Origin of the sequence: Pseudomonas sp. (assembly GCF_030698175.1) — a bacterium.
Lineage (GTDB): Bacteria > Pseudomonadota > Gammaproteobacteria > Pseudomonadales > Pseudomonadaceae > Aquipseudomonas.
In genome coordinates this window covers 148903-165415 of the sequence record NZ_JAUYNT010000006.1, presented here as the reverse complement: position 1 = coordinate 165415, position 16513 = coordinate 148903, and the positions used below count along the sequence as shown (strand labels likewise).

Here is a 16513-nt window from a genome sequence, read left to right as displayed (position 1 = left end):
GGCGGTGCTAAACTGCGCTTCTGACTGTTAGTAGGAGCGCTGCGATGATTCCTGAATGCCAATTGTTCGGCACCCTCGGCTGCCACCTCTGTGAAGTGGCAGAGGCGGTGTTGGTGCCTTTTGTCGAGCACGGTTTACTGGTTGAATTGGTCGATATTGCCGAAAGCGAAACCTGGGTCGATCAGTACGCCCTGCGCATTCCGGTGCTGCGTCGTACCGACAATGGCGCCGAGCTGGATTGGCCGTTTGAGGCCGAGCAGGTAGTGAGTTTCTTGCGTTAATTTATCCGGCTGCAGGGCGTGCTGACTGCAGCGTTGCTCAGCAACTCTGGGGTATTCAGATTGGCCAGGCGCGGATCATCCACTGCGCAGTCCAGCGCCTTGGCGCCCAGTTGACGCAGCAACCGTTGCGGGCTGCGTTCACCGGTCTGCCAGGCTGCTTCAATCGCCGCGCTCAGGTTGGTTGGCAGCAGACTAAACAGCGGCTGCCAATGCTCGCCTTGCCGTAGTATCACTGGCTGTTCGCCGGCCATGCTCAGCAACTCCTCCAGCAAGGCTCTATCCAGGCACGGGCTGTCGCAGGGCAGCACCAGCAAATGCGGATGACGGGCCAGCGCTAAACCTGCGCGAATGCCCGCCAGGGGGCCGGGAAAGTCGCTTTCCGCGTCCTCCACCACGCGATCAGCGTAAGCGCGATAGCGTTCGGCGTTGCGGTTGCAGGAGATGATCAGGTCATCGGTCAGCGGCCGGGTCAGCGCGTGCAAATGGGCAATCAGCGGCTGCCCGTGCCATTCCAGCAAGCCTTTATCCTGGCCACCCATGCGCTGGCCGCGACCGCCGGCGAGCAGCAAGATGGAGACGTTGGCTAGGGGCTTGGCAGTGCTCATGGCGGCGCTCTGGCTGGGGCCTGTGGTATAACTTAAGGCTGTTTTCATCATAACCGGATTGCGCCATGAGCCATAAGGCTGATGCGGCTTTTGTGCCGCTCAACATTGCAGTATTGACCGTCAGTGACACCCGTACCCAAGCCACCGACACCTCGGGGCAGATGCTGATTGATCGCTTGACCGTCGCCGGACATAACTTGGCCGAGCGAGTGTTGCTCAAAGATGACCTGTACAAAATCCGCGCCCAGGTCGCCACCTGGATCGCCGAAGACCAGGTGCAGGTGGTGTTGATCACCGGCGGCACCGGCTTTACCGGCCGCGACAGCACCCCGGAAGCCGTCAGCTGTTTGCTGGACAAGCAGGTGGAGGGTTTTGGCGAGCTGTTCCGGCAGATTTCCGTAGCTGATATTGGCACCTCGACCATCCAGTCGCGGGCCTTGGCGGGTCTGGCGAACGGCACTCTGGTCTGCTGCCTGCCGGGTTCGACCAATGCTTGTCGCACCGGTTGGGACGGCATCCTCGCCGAACAGTTAGACGCCAGCCACCGACCCTGCAACTTCGTGCCGCACCTAAAGGCGGCGGTCGCCTGCCCGAGCCGGGGCTGAGCATGAGCGATTGCTGCGCAGAACCTTCGTTGCTGCCGGTCGAGGCCGCGCTGCAGCGGCTGCTGGAACTGGCCGAGGCGGCGCCTATTAGCGAGGTTGAGTCGGTGGCTTTGGCCGACGCCGATGGCCGGGTGCTGGCCGAGGCGTTGGTTGCCGGCCTCGATCTGCCGCCCTGGGACAACAGCGCCATGGACGGTTATGCCCTGCGCCTGGCCGATTGGCAGGGCGAGCCGCTGGCGGTCAGCCAGCGAATTCTCGCCGGTATGGCGCCTGATGCGCTGCTGCCGGGCACCTGTGCGCGAATTTTCACCGGCGCGCCGCTGCCGGCCGGTGCCGATTGCGTCGAGATGCAGGAAAACGCCGAGGTTCTGGCCGATGGCCGGGTGCGTTTCACTCAGGCCATCAAGCTGCGCCAGAACGTCCGCCCGCAAGGCCAGGAAACCCGGATTGGCGAGCGGGTGCTGGACGCCGGCACGCGCCTGGGGCCGATCGAGCAAGGGCTGATCGCCTCGCTTGGCATCGCTTCTCTTAGCGTGCGCCGCCGCCCGCGAGTGGCGGTGTTATCCACTGGAGATGAGCTGATCGAACCGGGTCAGCCGCTGGGCGCCGGGCAAATCTACAACAGCAATCGCCAGCTGCTAATCGGCTGGTTGCGGCGCCTCGGTTGCGCGGTGGTGGATGGCGGGATTCTGCCGGATGACCTGGACAAGACCCGCAATGCATTGGCGGCTTTGAGCCAGGTCGATTTGATTCTGTCGACCGGCGGCGTCTCCGTCGGTGAGGCGGATTTTCTCGGCGCGGTGCTGCGCGAAGAGGGCGAATTGACCCTCTGGAAGCTGGCGATCAAACCGGGCAAGCCACTGACCTGCGGGCATTTTCGCGGTGTGCCGGTACTCGGCTTGCCGGGTAACCCGGCCTCCACCCTGGTGACCTTCGGCCTGCTGGCCCGCCCTTACTTGCTGCGTCGTATGGGCGTGGTGGATGTCGAGCCCTTGGGTTTTGCGGTACCCGCTGGCTTTGCCTGGAACAAAGCCGGCAAACGCCGCGAATACCTACGCGCCCGGATGGAGAATGGTCGCGCCGTGCTCTACCCCAACCAAAGCTCCGGCGTGCTGCGCAGCGCCGCTTGGGCCGATGGTTTGGTAGAAGTGCTGGAGAACCGCACCTTGGCGGAAGGCGAGCTGGTGCGTTTTATTGCCTTTAGTGAGTTGCTGGGCTGAGTGCACTTTGCCGGTGACGCTCGCGAAACTCCCCCGGCGTCATGCCGGTCCAGCCTTTGAAGCTGCGGTGGAAGGAGCGCGATTCGGTGAAGCCCAGGTAATGGGCGATGTCCTGGATCGCCAGGTCGCTGCGTAGCAGGTAGTGCTCGGCCAGTTCCTGGCGCAGTTGGTCGAGGATTTCCTGGTAGCTGCTGCCGGCCTGCTGCAGGTGGCGCTGCAGGGTGCGCACGGTCATGTTGAATTTCTCCGCCACCCGCTCCTTGCGTGGCAAGCCATCCTTGAGCAGCAGGCGCAGGGCGTTCTTGACCCGCAGCGGCAGCGGTTCGTCACCATCCAGGCCGGCCATCAGGGTCAGGGCGTGTTCTTCTAAAGTGCGCAGCAGATTGGCGTCGGCCTGGCGCAGGGGCACAGCTAAATACTCCAGCGGCACCAGCAAGGCGTTGCAGCTCTGTTCGAACTTTATCGGGCAGCCAAACACCGCCTCATAGTCGCTCAACTCGGTGTCCGCCGGCAGTGGGTGTTCGAACCAGACTTCCCGTGGCGAGCGTTCCATGTCGGCAATCCAGCGGGCATACAGCAGCCAGGAGGCCAGTACGTTCTCGACCATATGCCGGCGGATTTCCGGGTTCTGATGGCGGCAATTCCAGATCATCTGCACATGATCGGCTTCGGCTTGGATACGGCTGACGCCCATGTCGCCGACCAGTTTTTCAAACGGCATGACCCGGCTCATGGCCTCGCCCAGAGTCGCGCAGTTCATGGTGATATAGCCGAGCACGCTCCAGGAACCGGGCTGCACAAAGCGCGCGGCATGCAGACCAAACAGCCGGTCGTGGCTGACCTCGATCAGGTGCGCCAACAGTTGTTCGTGGGCCTCGCTGGGCATTCGCTGGCTGTTGTCACGCAATTGCTCGGCGGTTATCTGCGCAGCGCTAAGGGCGGCGTCGGTGTTCAAGCCGAGGTGTTCGGCGTAGCGCAGGTATTTAAGCAGCGCGGGAACTGAGGTGTAACCAAGGCTAGGCATCTTGTAGTTCTTATTTGGGTGGCTTGGCTTGATTGGCAACTGGCACTGGCATCTTTGCACAGTACCGGGCTAGTTAGGCGCAGCCCATGGCTCTGTTCTGTCTTGATTGGTTACCAGGACTGGCACCTTTGGACAGTGACGGCGCGCGGCGGCCGACTAGTATAGGCAGCCTAGGGGCAGGTTCGAAACTGACATTCGGTCGCCCCACAGATAATCGAACGAGGAGAGCGGCATGCGGCGTTGGAACGGTTGGGGTGATGAGGCGACGGTCGTGGAGTTACCCGCGCATGGTGCGGCGTTTCTGGCTGATTTAATCGGCGCCGGTCAGGTGTTGCCGGATGCCAGCTTGGCCGAGGTGTTGGCCAAGGTGCCGGCCTCGCGTTTGCCCGCCCATGAGTTGGTGGTCACTACCGCTGAAGACCGCGTGCGGCATGCCCGTGGCCAGAGCCTGCCGGACTGGCTGGCGATGCGCTCCGGCGATTTTGGCGTGTTCCCCGATGGCGTCGCCTACCCGGAAACCGCCGAGCACATCCGCCAGCTGATGGTCTGGGCCGCCAGCCATGATGTGTTGCTGATCCCCTACGGCGGTGGCACCTCGGTGGCCGGCCATATCAATCCGCAAGCCGGCGACAAACCGGTGCTGTGCCTGTCCCTGGAGCGCATGAGCCGCTTGCTGGAGCTGGATGAGCAGAGCCAGATCGCCACCTTTGGCCCCGGCGCCAATGGCCCGCAGGTGGAAAGCCAATTGCGCGCTCGCGGCTACACCCTTGGGCATTTCCCCCAGTCCTGGGAGCTGTCGACCCTCGGCGGCTGGGTGGTGACCCGTTCCAGCGGTCAACAATCGCTGCGTTACGGGCGGATCGAGCAGGTGTTTGCCGGCGGCAAGCTGGAGACCTTTGCCGGCACCCTGGAGATTCCGACTTTCCCGGCCTCTGCTGCAGGTCCGGATTTGCGCGAGCTGGTGATGGGTTCGGAGGGGCGCTTCGGGATTGTTTCCGAAGTTAAAGTGCGGGTTACCCGTCTGGCCGAGCAGGAGCGTTTCTACGCGGTGTTCTTGCCGTCCTGGCCGCAGGCCTTGCTGGCGGTGCGCAACCTGACCCAAGCGCGGGTGCCGCTGTCGATGTTGCGGGTCTCCAACGCCATCGAAACCCAAACCCAGCTGGCCCTGGCCGGTCATCCGGGGCAGATCGCCCTGTTGGAGAAATACCTCAGCTTGCGCGGCGCCGGTGCTGGCAAGTGCATGCTGACTTTCGGCGTCACCGGCAATCGCCCGCAAAACGCCGCCTCACTGAAACAAGCGAAAAAATTACTCAAGAGTTACGGCGGGGTGTTTACCGGCACCTTGCTCGGCAATAAGTGGGCCGAAGGCCGGTTTCGCTTCCCGTACTTGCGCCATGGTTTGTGGGAGGCCGGTTACGCGGTGGACACCTTGGAGACCGCCACCGACTGGTCGAACGTTGACAACTTGCTGAACAAGCTGGAAGCCAGCCTGCGTGATGGCCTGAGCAGCGAGGGTGAGAAGGTCCATGTATTCACCCATCTGTCCCACGTCTATGGCGAAGGTTCGAGCATCTACACCAGCTACGTGTTCCGCCCCGCCAGTACCTATGCGGGCACCTTCGAACGCTGGCAGAAGCTCAAGCACGCCGCCTGCAGCGCCATCGCCAATAATCGCGGGACCATCAGCCATCAACATGGCGTTGGCCGCGACCACGCACCCTATTTGCCGGTGGAGAAGGGCGAGCTGGGCATGGCCGCGCTCAAGGCCATGGCCGTGCATTTTGACCCGGATGGGCGCCTGAATCCTGGCGTGTTGTTGCAGGATTGAACATGACTGGTCTTGTGCAAGACGGCTGCTGGAACGCCGCGTGGCGCGCGCAAGCGCTGCCGGAACTGGCTGCGACTGACTGGGATTTAATTGTGGTCGGCGGCGGCATCAGTGGCGCCGGGATTTTGCGTGAAGCCGCCCGGCGCGGCTGGAAATGCCTGCTGATCGAGCAGCGCGACTTTGCCTGGGGCACCTCCAGTCGCTCCTCGAAGATGGTCCATGGCGGTCTGCGTTATATCGCCAAGGGCCAGTTTTCCTTGACCCGCGATTCGGTGCGCGAGCGTCAGCGCTTGCTGACCGAGGCGGCCGGGTTGGTGGACCCCTTAAGTTTTATCTTCCCGCATTATCGCGGCGGCTTCCCCGGTCCCAAGGTGTTTGGCGGTTTGCTGGCGCTGTATGACGCCCTGGCCGGCAAACGCAATCATCTTTATTACCCGCTGCAGCAATTGCGTTATTTGCTGCCGGGTTTGCGTGAGGAGGGACTGCTCGGCGCTACGCAGTTTTTTGATGCGGTTACCGATGACGCCCGGCTGGTGCTGCGCGTATTGGGCGAGGCCCGTGGCGACGGCGGCGTGGCGGTCAATGGCCTGCGGGTGGTTGAGCTACTGCGTGAAAACGATGCGGTGGTCGGGGTAGTGGTCGAGGACGCCGAAAGCGGCCAGCAGCTTAGTTTACGCAGCCGCGCGGTGGCCCAAGCCACCGGCGCCTGGGCCGATGAGTTAAGGCGCAAAACCGGCCTGGAACATATTCGCCCGTTGCGCGGCAGCCATTTGCTGTTGCCGGCCTGGCGCTTGCCGCTGGCCCATGCCTTGAGCTTTATGCACGCCGCCGATGGCCGCCCGGTATTCGTCTTCCCTTGGGAAGGTGCGACCGTGATTGGCACCACCGATCTGGATCACGTCGAGGGGCTGAATACCGATGCCCGCATCAGCGCGACCGAGGTCGAGTATCTGTTGGCCGCCTGCGCCCAGCAGTTTGCCAACGCGCAGATTACGCGCTTGGACGTGCTCTCCAGCTGGGCCGGGGTACGGCCGGTGGTGACCGATGGCCAGCCGAATACGGCGGACAAGAAACCCTCCGATGAGAAGCGTGAGCACGCCCTGTGGATTGAGCCCGGTTGCGTGACCTTGGCTGGCGGCAAACTGACCACCTTTCGCTTGCTGGCGCTGGAAGTGCTGCAGGCCTGCGCCGCCTTTGTCGGCCAACCGGTAACTGATGTGGGCAGTGCGGTGTTTCGCCCGCAGCCTGAGTTGCCGCTGGCGGGGCTCAGTCACAGTCAGCAACGCCGTTTGGCCGGTCGTTATGGCCGCGAGTTGCCAAAGGTGGCGCAGTCAGTGGCCGAAGTGGGCACTGAGTTGGTGGGCGCTACCGAGACCTTGTGGGCCGAGTTGGCCTTTGCCGCCGAGCATGAACTGGTGCTGCATCTGGATGACTTGCTGCTGCGCCGCACCCGCCTGGGCCTGTTGCTGGCTGGCGGTGCGCTGGCCGAGTTACCGCGCATTCGCAGCCTGTGTCAGACGCGCCTGGGTTGGGACGATGCCCGCTGGATGCGTGAGCAACAGGACTATTTAAGCCTTTGGCAGCGCTGTTACAGCCTGCCGGCAGAAGGCTGATGGGTATCGCTTTGCTCCACCCATCCTACAAATTCTGTGCTCGGCCCTAGACCGTAGGATGGGTTGAGCGCAGCGATACCCATCGACTGAATAAGCTGTAACGAATCACTAGAAGGATTGCGTCTTGAGCGACCAAAGCTATTTGCTGGCCATCGACAATGGCACCCAGAGCGTGCGCGCCCTGTTGTTTGACCTTGAAGGCAATTTGCTCGGCAAAGGTAAGGTCGAGCTTGAGGCCTACTATTCGACCCAGCCCGGCTGGGCCGAGCAAGACCCGGAATATTACTGGGCCAGCCTCGGTGAGGCCTGCCGGCTGCTCTGGGAAGAGGTGAAGATCGACAAGGCGCAGATCAAGGGCGTGTCGCTGACTACCCAGCGCGGCACCCTGATTAATGTCGATGAACAAGGCAAACCGCTGCGCCCGGCGATGCTCTGGCTCGATCAGCGTCGCGCCGCCGTGCGTGGCAAGATCAAGGGCCCCTGGGGCTGGCTGTTCAAGTTGATCGGCGAGGAGGCGACGGTGGATTACTTTCGCGCTCAGGCCGAAGTCAATTGGATCGCCCAGGAACAGCCGGAAATCTGGGCCAAGACCCACAAGATGCTGCTGTTGTCGGGTTTTTTGACCCATCGCATGACCGGCAAGTTTGTCGACTCGGTGGCCTGCTGCGTGGCCTATTTGCCGTTCGACTACAAGCGTTTGAAGTGGGCCGCGCCGCGCGACTGGAAATGGCAGGCGATGCCGATCCGTCGCGAGCAGTTACCCGACTTGTGCAAACCCGGCGAACTGCTTGGTCATGTCAGTGCCGAGGCCAGCCGTCACACTGGGATTCCTGAAGGTTTGCCGCTGATCGCCGCCGGGGCCGACAAGGCCTGCGAAGTGATTGGCTCCGGTGGCGTCGAGGCGAGCACCGCCTGCCTGTCCTATGGCACCACCGCGACCATCAACACCACCCGCAGCAAGTACCTGGAAACCATCCCGCTGATCCCGCCATACCCCTCGGCGATTCCCGATCACTTCAACACCGAGGTGATGATTTTTCGCGGTTTCTGGATGGTTAGCTGGTTCAAACAACAGTTCGGCCTGCGCGAGATGCAGCGCGGCACCGAGCTGGGCGTGGCGCCGGAGACGCTGTTCGATGAGCTGGTCAATAGCGTGCCGGCCGGCTCCATGGGCTTGATGCTGCAACCTTACTGGTCACCGGGTATTCGCGAGCCGGGGCTGGAGGCCAAGGGCTCGATCATCGGTTTCGGCGACGTGCACACCCGCGCCCATCTGTACCGGGCGATTCTCGAGGGCCTGGCTTACGCCCTGCGCCAAGGCAAAGAGAAAATCGAGAAGCGTTCCGGCACCAAGATTCTACGGCTGCGCGTCTCCGGTGGCGGCTCGCAAAGCGATGCGGCGATGCAGCTGACGGCGGATATTTTTGGCCTACCCGCCGAGCGTCCGCACACCTATGAAACCTCCGGTTTGGGCGCCGCGATTGATTGTGCCGTGGGCCTTGGCCTGCATCCGGACTTCACTACTGCGATTGCCGCCATGACCCGCGTCGGTCAGGTTTTTCTGCCGCAGCCCGAGGCGCAGCAAACCTATGAACGGCTGTACACGGAGGTTTATCAGCGCATGTACAAGCAGCTTAAGCCGCTGTATCAGAGCATTCGCGAGATCACCGGTTACCCGGCCTAAGGTGGTTTAGCGGGTCGTTGAAAACGACTATGCCGTTAGTGGTTGAAACACTTCGATTGACTTGATGCCCGTTCGCACAGCATCAAAGGATGCGCCCGTGCCCCGTATAGGGCCATGATGCGGGCTGTCCAGGCCGGTGCCTCGAGGGAGCTGCAATGCACGAACGTAAAGCCTTGTTGATCTTGCACGGCAAGCAAGCCCTCAACAACGAGGTGCGCTCTGCGGTGACGGCGCGCCGTGAGGAGGGCTGGCAGCTGGATGTACGCCTGACCTGGGAAGCCGGCGATGCCCAGCGGCTGGTCAACGAGGCGCTGCAGGTGGGTTATCCCATCCTGATTGCCGGTGGTGGCGATGGCACCCTGCGCGATGTGGTCGAGGCGATGGTGCAAGCTAAAGCCACGGCCAGTCTGGCGCTGTTGCCGCTGGGTACGGCCAACGATTTTGCCCGTGCCGCCGGGGTTGCGCTCGAGCCCCTGGCGGCGCTGGCGCTGTTGGATGAGCCGGCGCAGGCGATCGACCTGGGCGAGGTCGACGGCCAGGTATTTCTCAATATGGCAACCGGCGGCTTTGGTTCCAACGTCACCGCCAATACTTCGGAAGAACTCAAGCGCGTGCTCGGTGGAGCGGCATATTTTCTCACCGGCTTGACCCGTTTCGCCGAAGTGCATTCATCCTTTGGCCGCTTCAGTGGGCCGGGCTTTAGCTGGGAGGGCGAGTTTCTCGCCCTGGGTATCGGCAATGGTCGTCAGGCCGGTGGCGGGCATCTGCTCTGCCCGCAGGCGCGGGTCAATGATGGTTTGCTGGATGTGTGCATAGTGCCGGCCCCTGCGGATGTGGTCGGTACCCTCGGCACGCTGCTGTCTGGCGGCATCAACGGCTTGCAAAGCGTGGCCCTGAGCGCCCGTTTGCCCTGGTTGGAAATCGAGGCCCCCGAAGGACTGGACATGAACCTGGACGGCGAGCCGATGGAGAGCAGTCGCTTGCGGTTTGCGGCCATGCCGGCAGCCTTACGGGTACATTTACCGGTGGATTCACCGCTGTTGCGCGACTAGAAAGGTTCAATGGCCACTCAGGCTAGCCTCTGCTCCGGGCTTCGCGCATGATGGTTTACCGTCGTGCGCCTTCAGATGCAGCACGCATGGCCGATACATTGGCCTATGGCTATTTGAGCTAGGCTAGATAGATAAAGTGAACAGGAGCGCATGATGGCCGGCATTCTCGACTCAGTAAATCAACGTACCCAGTTGGTTGGCGCTAACCGTCTCGAAATTTTAATGTTTCGTTTGGCCGGTCGGCAGTTATTTGCCATCAACGTGTTCAAAGTGCAGGAAGTGTTGCAGCTGCCCAAGCTGACCCTGATGCCGCAGCGCCATCCGTTCGTCTGCGGGGTGGTGAACTTGCGGGGTCACACCTTGCCGGTAATCGACCTGTCGCAAGCCATTGGCATGCGCGCGCAAGTGCCGAGTGCAACCAGCACCATTATCGTCACCGAATACAATCGCTCGGTGCAGGCGTTTTTGGTTGGCGGGGTGGAGCGCATTCTTAACCTCAACTGGGAGGCGGTGATGCCGCCGCCCGGTGGCGCCGGCCGTCAGCATTATTTAACGGCCATCACCAAGGTCGATGATCAGATTGTCGAGGTGATTGATGTCGAGAAAGTGCTCTCGGAAATCTCGCCGATGAGCAGCAAAATTTCCGCCGAGAAACTCGAAGATCCGCTGCTGGATAAGGCCCGTGGTCGTGAAGTGCTGCTGGTCGATGACTCGCGGGTGGCGATGAATCAGCTCAAAGACACCATGGCGCAATTGGATATTAAAACCCATTCGGCCGGCGACGGATTAAAGGCCTTAAACCTGCTGCAAAAGTGGGCAGATGCCGGCGTCGACGTGCAGGCAAAACTGCTGATGGTGATTACCGATGCGGAAATGCCGGAGATGGATGGCTATCGGCTGACCACCGAAATTCGCAACGACCCGCGCCTGAAGGACTTGTACGTGGTGATGCACACTTCGCTGTCCGGCAGCTTCAACGAGGCGATGGTGAAGAAGGTTGGCTGCGACGATTTTCTGTCCAAGTTTCAGCCCGACAAGTTGGTGGAAATGGTTCGTCAGCGGCTACTGCTCGACGAGTAAGCTGCGCCACACAGCCTGAGGCGCGGCGTCATTCGGGGCGGCTCAACTGCTGACGCAGTTGTTCCACCCGCTCACGATTAACGCCAAAATCTGAACGTCCCAAGCGCGATGCCGAGCGCACCTCGATGGCCTGCGGGCCAAGCAAAAACTCCACGTCATCGACAAAACCCATGATCTGGCTGGTAAATTCTGCCCTCAGGTAGTTGTCTTGCTGAGCCACGAGCTTGGCTTGCGGCAGGCTGGCGAGCAGGGTCAAGAGCCGGGCGCGGGTCTGCGCCGGGTCGTCACTGAGCGGCAACGGCGCGATCTGGTGCTCACTGTCGGTGGCTTGACTGCTGACGCAATTGGGGCTTGGCGGGCAGTCCCTCAGGTGCCCCCCGTGCACGCCAAGGTCGGTTGGCGGGGTGCCGCTGCAGGCACTGAGTAACAGTCCCAGTGCCAAAACTGGATAAGCTCGGGTAGCTTGTGCGGTCATGTTCTTCAGTTCAGGAAGTTTGTGCATGTTAAGTCTCAGTGCTTTGTATCGTTTTCCGCTGAAATCCGCGGTCGGTGAAAGTCTACAGCTGGCTCAATTGGATACCTTGGGGCTGAGCGGTGATCGTCGCTGGATGATAGTCGATGCCGCTAATGGGCGATTTCTAACTCAGCGGCTGCTGGGGCAGCTCACCCAGCTTAAGGCGCAATGGCTGGACGCGCAGCATTTGCGCCTAAGTGTCGCCGGTCGCACTGATCTGCTGGTGGCGCTGCCGAGCGCGGCTGCCAAGTTGCGCGCCGTGACCGTCTGGGGCGATAGCCTGCAGGTGCCGGATGCCGGTGATGCGGCCGCGCTCTGGTTGAGTGACTGGCTGGACCGGCCTTGTCGTCTGGTGCAGGTGCCGGCAGAGCGTGCCCGGCAGGTCGATCCAGACTACGCCAAGGTTGGTGATCGGGTCGGTTTTGCCGATGGTTTCCCGTTGTTGCTGATCGGCCAGGCATCGCTGGACGATCTGTCAGCGCGGGTCGGTCGCCCACTGGAGATGCTGCGCTTTCGGCCCAACCTGGTCATCAGCGGCAGCGCCGCCTACGCCGAAGACAGCTGGAAACGTATCCGCATTGGCGCGCTGGAGTTTCGCCTGGTCAAGGGCTGCTCGCGCTGCATCATGACTACCCTCGATCCGCTGACGGGTTTACGCAGCGCGGATCGTGAGCCGTTAGCGACGCTGAAAACTTACCGTGAGCGTGATGGCGAAGTGTATTTCGGCCAGAACCTGCTGCACAGCGGCCCCGGCGAGTTAGCGGTGGGGATGGCGGTTGAAGTGCTGGAGTAGGGTGGGTTAGTGGCGTAGAGCAGGATTTGAAAATCAACTGCGCAATGTGTGCGCCACGTAACCCACCAAGCGGTGATCGGCCTGCCCCATCTGGTGGGTTACGGCGCAACTGACTACGCAGCAACAGATAGCCCGTGGTCATGCGCCTAACCCACCCTACAAATTACTGGTCATCGAAGAAGCGTTCGTGCCAGTCCACCAGCGGCTGCGGGTTGTTGAGTTTCTTGCCGTAGATGACCGAGTAGGACAGTACGTTCTGCACGTATTGGCGGGTTTCATCGAAGGGAATGGTTTCTACCCACACATCGAAAGGCAGGTGGTTGGCGCCTTTGAGCCACTGCCGCACGCGGCTGGGGCCGGCGTTGTAGGCGGCGGTGGCGAGTATTCGATTGCCGTTGAACTGGCCGTGGATCTGGCTCAGGTAGGCGGCGCCGAGCTGGATGTTGGTGTCGGGGTTAAGCACGTGCTGCGGCGAAGCCAGCGGGATGTTGAAGCGCTTGGCGGTCTCCTTGGCGGTGGCCGGCATCAGTTGCATTAGGCCGCTGGCGCCAACGCCGGAGCGGGCATCATTCATAAAGGCGCTTTCCTGACGGGTGATGGCAAACACCCAGCTCGACTGCAGGCTGCGGGCTTTGGCGGCGCTGGTCAGGCTGCCTTGATAGGCCATGGGGAAACGGATGTCCAAGTCGTCCCAATACTTTGCCTGGCTGATGGTGTGGATGGCCGGGAAGTACCACTGCATGTCATAGGCGATTCGCGCCTGGGCGACCATCTCGTCGCGGCTAAATGAGCGCGTGACGTTGTACCACTCACGGCGCCCATCGACGATCTGGCCGCGGGCATGGAACTCCAGTGCGCGGCGGATGCCTGGGGTGTTGCGGACCTTCTCGGTGAGTTGCGAGCTTAATACCAGCGGTTTGTTATTCAGCTGATAAGGGCTTTGCAGGCGATCAGCCGACATAAAACCGTAAAAGTCGCGCTCATTGGCGACGGGTTGATAGAGGCTGATGGCTTGCTGGCTTTGCGGTTGGGCCAATTGCAGGCTGCGCGCTTGCCAGTAACGCCAGCGGTTGGTATTGGCCAGCTCCGGTGGCAACTGCAGGGTGAGCTGGTAGGCCTCATCCCAGCGGCCGAGGCGCAGCAGCAAGCGGGCACGCCACTCGGAAACGTTGTTGTCGAGTAGCTCTGGGTCGTATTTGGCCATGATCGGCAGTGCCCGGCTGTCGAAACGCTTGGCCAGGGTCAGGCCGATTTCACGGGCGATGGCGACTTTTTCACTCTTGGAGAACGACAACCTAAGGGCGTAGGTGTCCAGCAGGCTCAAGGTTTTTTCTGGGTCTTGGCGGGCCAGGCGGCGCAAACCTAAGCCCACCACGTCGGCCATCGCCTGGCTGGCCGGAGTAAAGCGCTCGGTCTTGTTCAGTAATGCCGGGTTTTGCGCCACTTCAATCAGCAAGGCGCCTTGTTTGCCCAGACTGGGCAGTTGGGTCGCCAGGTGGCTGGCCAGAGAATAGTTGCGCGCTTCAGCGGCCAGTTTCAGGCGTTGCCAGCGCTTATTTTCGGTGAGTTGGCCGGTGCTCGCCCACTGATCGAATAAGGTGTCACAGGCTTTGGGCTGCGACTTACCCACCAGCCAGAGTTTTTCCGCGCTGGCATTGCCCGCCGCAGTCAAGCCGTGGCTGAGCTGATATTGACCATTGAGGCAGTCCAGTTCGGTGAAGTTCAGCTTGGGGTCGTAATGAGCCACAAAGGGCTGCCAGTCGCCGCGCTCGGCCAGCCAGCGCAACCAGCGCAACTTCATCCAATTGGCTTGGGGCAGATCGCCGTGCTCGGCCAGAAATGCTTCGATCTCGCCATTGCTAGCGGTTTTCAGCCGTGCGGTGAGCTCGTCATAGGCCAGATACGGCGTGAGCGGGTAATCCTGCAAGGCGTTGGTATAACGCCGATAAGGTCCACCGTCGCCCTTGCTGAGCGCCAGTTTGGCCTCGTCGTAATACTGGCGTTGTTGCAGCAAGCTCACCGCTTGCGCGTCAGCCAGGGTGGGTAGCAGGCAGAAAGAGGCAAGCAGGACGCTGGGAAACAGGCTTAACAGGCGAGAGCGCATGACAATTCCGCTGTAAAAATCAAGATTATCGGCAGTAGCGTCACGCAATGCCGTTATTTAGAGCGCTAGCTTAGCCTTTTGCCGGCGGCAGGAGAACGGCTTGCGGCGGTTGTTGCCGGGTTGCGACAAAAATGCAGCGCTTCCCCGGCCGGTAACTCAGGTAGAATGCGCGCCCTGTTTTTGGAGAAGCTCATGACCCTGCTCAAGTTCACCGATGTGTCCCTGGCCTTCGGCGCTATGCCGCTGCTAGATAAGGTCTCGTGGCAGATCGCGCGTGGCGAGCGGGTGTGCATCATTGGCCGTAACGGCACCGGCAAGTCGAGCATGCTGCGCCTGGTTAAGGGCGTGCAATTGCCCGATGACGGCAGCGTCTGGCGTGCGCCGGGTCTGAAAATCGGGGAATTGCCGCAAGAATTGCCGCTCGCCGACGAGCGGACGGTGTTCGACGTGGTCGCCGAAGGCCTGGACGGTGTCGGCGCCTTGCTCGCCGAATACCATCACCTGAGCCAAAACATTCACACCGATGCCGATCTGGACAAGCTGATGCATGTGCAGCAGGACCTCGAAGCCCGTGATGGCTGGCGCCTGCAGCAACTGGTGGACAGCACCCTGAGCCGCCTGCAATTGCCGGCCGACAAGACCCTGGCCGAGCTGTCCGGTGGCTGGCGCCGGCGGGTATTGCTGGCCCAGGCGCTGGTTTCTGAACCGGACTTGCTGCTGCTCGATGAGCCGACCAACCACCTGGATATCGGCGCCATCGCTTGGCTGGAAGAGGCCTTGCTGGGCTTTCCCGGCGCCGTGGTGTTTATCACCCACGACCGGGCCTTCTTGCAGAGCCTGGCGACCCGCATCCTCGAACTGGATCGTGGCGGCCTGATCGACTGGAACGGTGACTACGCCAGCTTCCTGGTGCACAAAGAGGCCACTCTGGCTGCCGAAGAGACTGCTAACGCGCTGTTCGACAAAAAGCTGGCCCAAGAAGAAGTGTGGATTCGCCAGGGCATCAAAGCCCGCCGCACCCGTAACGAAGGTCGCGTACGCGCCCTGAAAGCCCTGCGTAACGAGCGCAGCGAGCGCCGTGAGCGGGTTGGCGCGGCCAATATTCAGCTGGACACCTCGGAGAAGTCCGGCAAGCAGGTGATGGTGGTCGATAACGTCACCTTCGCCCACGCAGGTGGCCCGGCGCTGATCAAAGATTTCTCGATGGTCTTGCAGCGCTCCGACCGCATCGGCTTGCTCGGCGCCAACGGCACCGGCAAGACCACCCTGCTCAAATTGCTGCTGGGCGATTTGCAGCCCACCAACGGCAGTGTCGATGTCGGCACCCGTCTGGAAGTGGCCTATTTCGATCAGCTGCGCCATCAACTGGATCTGGAAAAAACCGTTATCGATAACGTCGCCGAAGGCCGCGACTTTATTATGATCGACGGCCAAAGCCGGCATGTACTGAGCTATCTGGGCGACTTCCTGTTCAGTCCGCAGCGTGCCCGTACGCCGGTTAAAGCCCTGTCCGGTGGCGAACGTGCACGCCTGTTGCTGGCTAAGCTGTTTAGCAAACCAGCCAACTTGCTGGTGCTGGACGAACCGACCAACGATCTGGACGTAGAAACCCTCGAGTTGCTGGAAGAAGTGCTGCAAACCTTCCAGGGCACGGTATTGATGGTCAGTCACGACCGGGCATTTCTCGATAACGTGGTGACCAGCACCCTGGTGTTTGAAGGTGAAGGCCTGGTTCGCGAGTACGTCGGTGGTTATCAGGATTGGCTGCGTCAAGGCGGCTCACCGCGTCTGCTGGGCGTTGGTGAGAGCAAGTCGGGTAAAGCTGCGCTGGCCACGGCCGTGGTTCCTGCGGTAGCGAGCACGCCTGTGGTCACAGCGAAGAAGAAGCTAAGTTATAAGTTGCAGCGCGAGTTAGAGGCTATTCCACTGCAGATCGATGCGCTGGAGCAGAAGATGGCGGCGGTGCAGGCTGAAATTGCCGCCTCGACCTTCTATCAGCGTCCGGCGGCTGAGACCAGTGCGGTGTTGGCGAGCCTGGAAAGCTTGCAGCAGGAGATGGATGGCCTGTTGGAACGCTGGGCCGAACTGGACGCTTAAATTGTCTGCTGGA

Annotated in this window: 14 protein-coding genes; 10 read left to right on the top strand and 4 right to left on the bottom strand. The window is 61.4% G+C overall.

Going from position 1 to position 16513, the window contains the following annotated elements; all coding sequences use genetic code 11:
* The first annotated feature begins 44 nt into the window (after positions 1–44).
* Complete coding sequence (locus tag Q8R10_RS03590; RefSeq protein ID WP_305651087.1) at positions 45–281, top strand: glutaredoxin family protein; 237 nt, start codon at positions 45–47, stop codon at positions 279–281.
* On the opposite strand, the gene mobA is transcribed toward Q8R10_RS03590, so the two are convergent.
* A complete protein-coding gene (gene mobA, locus Q8R10_RS03585; RefSeq protein WP_305651085.1) occupies positions 278–886 on the bottom strand; it encodes a molybdenum cofactor guanylyltransferase MobA in 609 nt (202 codons plus the stop codon). The two genes, Q8R10_RS03590 and mobA, sit on opposite strands and share 4 nt — an antisense overlap.
* Before the next feature lie 65 nt (positions 887–951).
* On the opposite strand from mobA, the gene moaB reads away from it, so the two are divergent.
* Both moaB and glp read left to right on the top strand, forming a co-directional pair.
* Entirely contained in the window at positions 952–1491 is a 540-nt protein-coding gene (gene moaB, locus Q8R10_RS03580; RefSeq protein WP_305651084.1) for a molybdenum cofactor biosynthesis protein B, read from the top strand.
* A 2-nt stretch (positions 1492–1493) separates the two neighbouring features.
* Entirely contained in the window at positions 1494–2711 is a 1218-nt protein-coding gene (gene glp / locus Q8R10_RS03575; RefSeq protein ID WP_305651083.1) for a gephyrin-like molybdotransferase Glp, read from the top strand.
* Here the strand turns inward: glp and Q8R10_RS03570 are convergent.
* Positions 2692–3735, bottom strand: a complete 1044-nt coding sequence (locus tag Q8R10_RS03570) for an AraC family transcriptional regulator (protein ID WP_305651082.1) — start codon at positions 3733–3735, stop codon at positions 2692–2694. The two genes, glp and Q8R10_RS03570, sit on opposite strands and share 20 nt — an antisense overlap.
* A gap of 232 nt (positions 3736–3967) precedes the next feature.
* Here Q8R10_RS03570 and Q8R10_RS03565 point away from each other — a divergent pair, with 232 nt between their 5' ends.
* The 5 genes from Q8R10_RS03565 (at position 3968) to Q8R10_RS03545 (ending at position 10992) form a co-directional block, all read left to right on the top strand.
* Positions 3968–5563, top strand: a complete 1596-nt coding sequence (locus tag Q8R10_RS03565) for an FAD-binding oxidoreductase (protein ID WP_305651080.1) — start codon at positions 3968–3970, stop codon at positions 5561–5563.
* Between the two features lie 2 nt (positions 5564–5565).
* On the top strand, positions 5566–7176 hold the full coding sequence (locus Q8R10_RS03560) for a glycerol-3-phosphate dehydrogenase/oxidase (RefSeq protein ID WP_305651078.1): 1611 nt from the start codon (positions 5566–5568) through the stop codon (positions 7174–7176).
* A gap of 124 nt (positions 7177–7300) precedes the next feature.
* Positions 7301–8860, top strand: a complete 1560-nt coding sequence (locus tag Q8R10_RS03555) for an FGGY-family carbohydrate kinase (RefSeq protein ID WP_305651076.1) — start codon at positions 7301–7303, stop codon at positions 8858–8860.
* A gap of 155 nt (positions 8861–9015) precedes the next feature.
* Complete coding sequence (gene yegS / locus Q8R10_RS03550) at positions 9016–9912, top strand: lipid kinase YegS (RefSeq protein WP_305651074.1); 897 nt, start codon at positions 9016–9018, stop codon at positions 9910–9912.
* A 153-nt stretch (positions 9913–10065) separates the two neighbouring features.
* Positions 10066–10992 (top strand): chemotaxis protein CheV, encoded by a 927-nt coding sequence (locus Q8R10_RS03545; protein WP_305651072.1) that lies wholly within the window; start codon positions 10066–10068, stop codon positions 10990–10992.
* 28 nt (positions 10993–11020) lie between these two features.
* Here the strand turns inward: Q8R10_RS03545 and Q8R10_RS03540 are convergent, their stop codons facing one another.
* Positions 11021–11494: a DUF1499 domain-containing protein gene (locus Q8R10_RS03540; RefSeq protein WP_305651070.1), complete on the bottom strand. Its 474-nt coding sequence runs from the start codon at positions 11492–11494 to the stop codon at positions 11021–11023.
* On the opposite strand from Q8R10_RS03540, the gene Q8R10_RS03535 reads away from it, so the two are divergent.
* Positions 11493–12299 (top strand): MOSC domain-containing protein, encoded by an 807-nt coding sequence (locus Q8R10_RS03535; protein WP_305651068.1) that lies wholly within the window; start codon positions 11493–11495, stop codon positions 12297–12299. The two genes, Q8R10_RS03540 and Q8R10_RS03535, sit on opposite strands and share 2 nt — an antisense overlap.
* A gap of 163 nt (positions 12300–12462) precedes the next feature.
* Here the strand turns inward: Q8R10_RS03535 and Q8R10_RS03530 are convergent, their stop codons facing one another.
* Positions 12463–14403: a transglycosylase SLT domain-containing protein gene (locus Q8R10_RS03530; RefSeq protein ID WP_305651066.1), complete on the bottom strand. Its 1941-nt coding sequence runs from the start codon at positions 14401–14403 to the stop codon at positions 12463–12465.
* A 192-nt stretch (positions 14404–14595) separates the two neighbouring features.
* Here Q8R10_RS03530 and Q8R10_RS03525 point away from each other — a divergent pair, with 192 nt between their 5' ends.
* On the top strand, positions 14596–16500 hold the full coding sequence (locus Q8R10_RS03525; RefSeq protein WP_305651064.1) for an ATP-binding cassette domain-containing protein: 1905 nt from the start codon (positions 14596–14598) through the stop codon (positions 16498–16500).
* Positions 16501–16513: the final 13 nt, after the last annotated feature.

Excerpts from the sequence above, each read along its gene's own strand:
- Q8R10_RS03590 (WP_305651087.1), top strand. The coding sequence starts at position 45 with ATGATTCCTGAATGCCAATTGTTCGGCACCCTCGGCTGCCACCTCTGT.
- mobA (WP_305651085.1), bottom strand. The coding sequence starts at position 886 with ATGAGCACTGCCAAGCCCCTAGCCAACGTCTCCATCTTGCTGCTCGCC.
- moaB (WP_305651084.1), top strand. The coding sequence starts at position 952 with ATGAGCCATAAGGCTGATGCGGCTTTTGTGCCGCTCAACATTGCAGTA.
- glp (WP_305651083.1), top strand. The coding sequence starts at position 1,494 with ATGAGCGATTGCTGCGCAGAACCTTCGTTGCTGCCGGTCGAGGCCGCG.
- Q8R10_RS03570 (WP_305651082.1), bottom strand. The coding sequence starts at position 3,735 with ATGCCTAGCCTTGGTTACACCTCAGTTCCCGCGCTGCTTAAATACCTG.
- Q8R10_RS03565 (WP_305651080.1), top strand. The coding sequence starts at position 3,968 with ATGCGGCGTTGGAACGGTTGGGGTGATGAGGCGACGGTCGTGGAGTTA.
- Q8R10_RS03560 (WP_305651078.1), top strand. The coding sequence starts at position 5,566 with ATGACTGGTCTTGTGCAAGACGGCTGCTGGAACGCCGCGTGGCGCGCG.
- yegS (WP_305651074.1), top strand. The coding sequence starts at position 9,016 with ATGCACGAACGTAAAGCCTTGTTGATCTTGCACGGCAAGCAAGCCCTC.
- Q8R10_RS03545 (WP_305651072.1), top strand. The coding sequence starts at position 10,066 with ATGGCCGGCATTCTCGACTCAGTAAATCAACGTACCCAGTTGGTTGGC.
- Q8R10_RS03535 (WP_305651068.1), top strand. The coding sequence starts at position 11,493 with ATGTTAAGTCTCAGTGCTTTGTATCGTTTTCCGCTGAAATCCGCGGTC.
- Q8R10_RS03540 (WP_305651070.1), bottom strand. The coding sequence starts at position 11,494 with ATGCACAAACTTCCTGAACTGAAGAACATGACCGCACAAGCTACCCGA.
- Q8R10_RS03530 (WP_305651066.1), bottom strand. The coding sequence starts at position 14,403 with ATGCGCTCTCGCCTGTTAAGCCTGTTTCCCAGCGTCCTGCTTGCCTCT.
- Q8R10_RS03525 (WP_305651064.1), top strand. The coding sequence starts at position 14,596 with ATGACCCTGCTCAAGTTCACCGATGTGTCCCTGGCCTTCGGCGCTATG.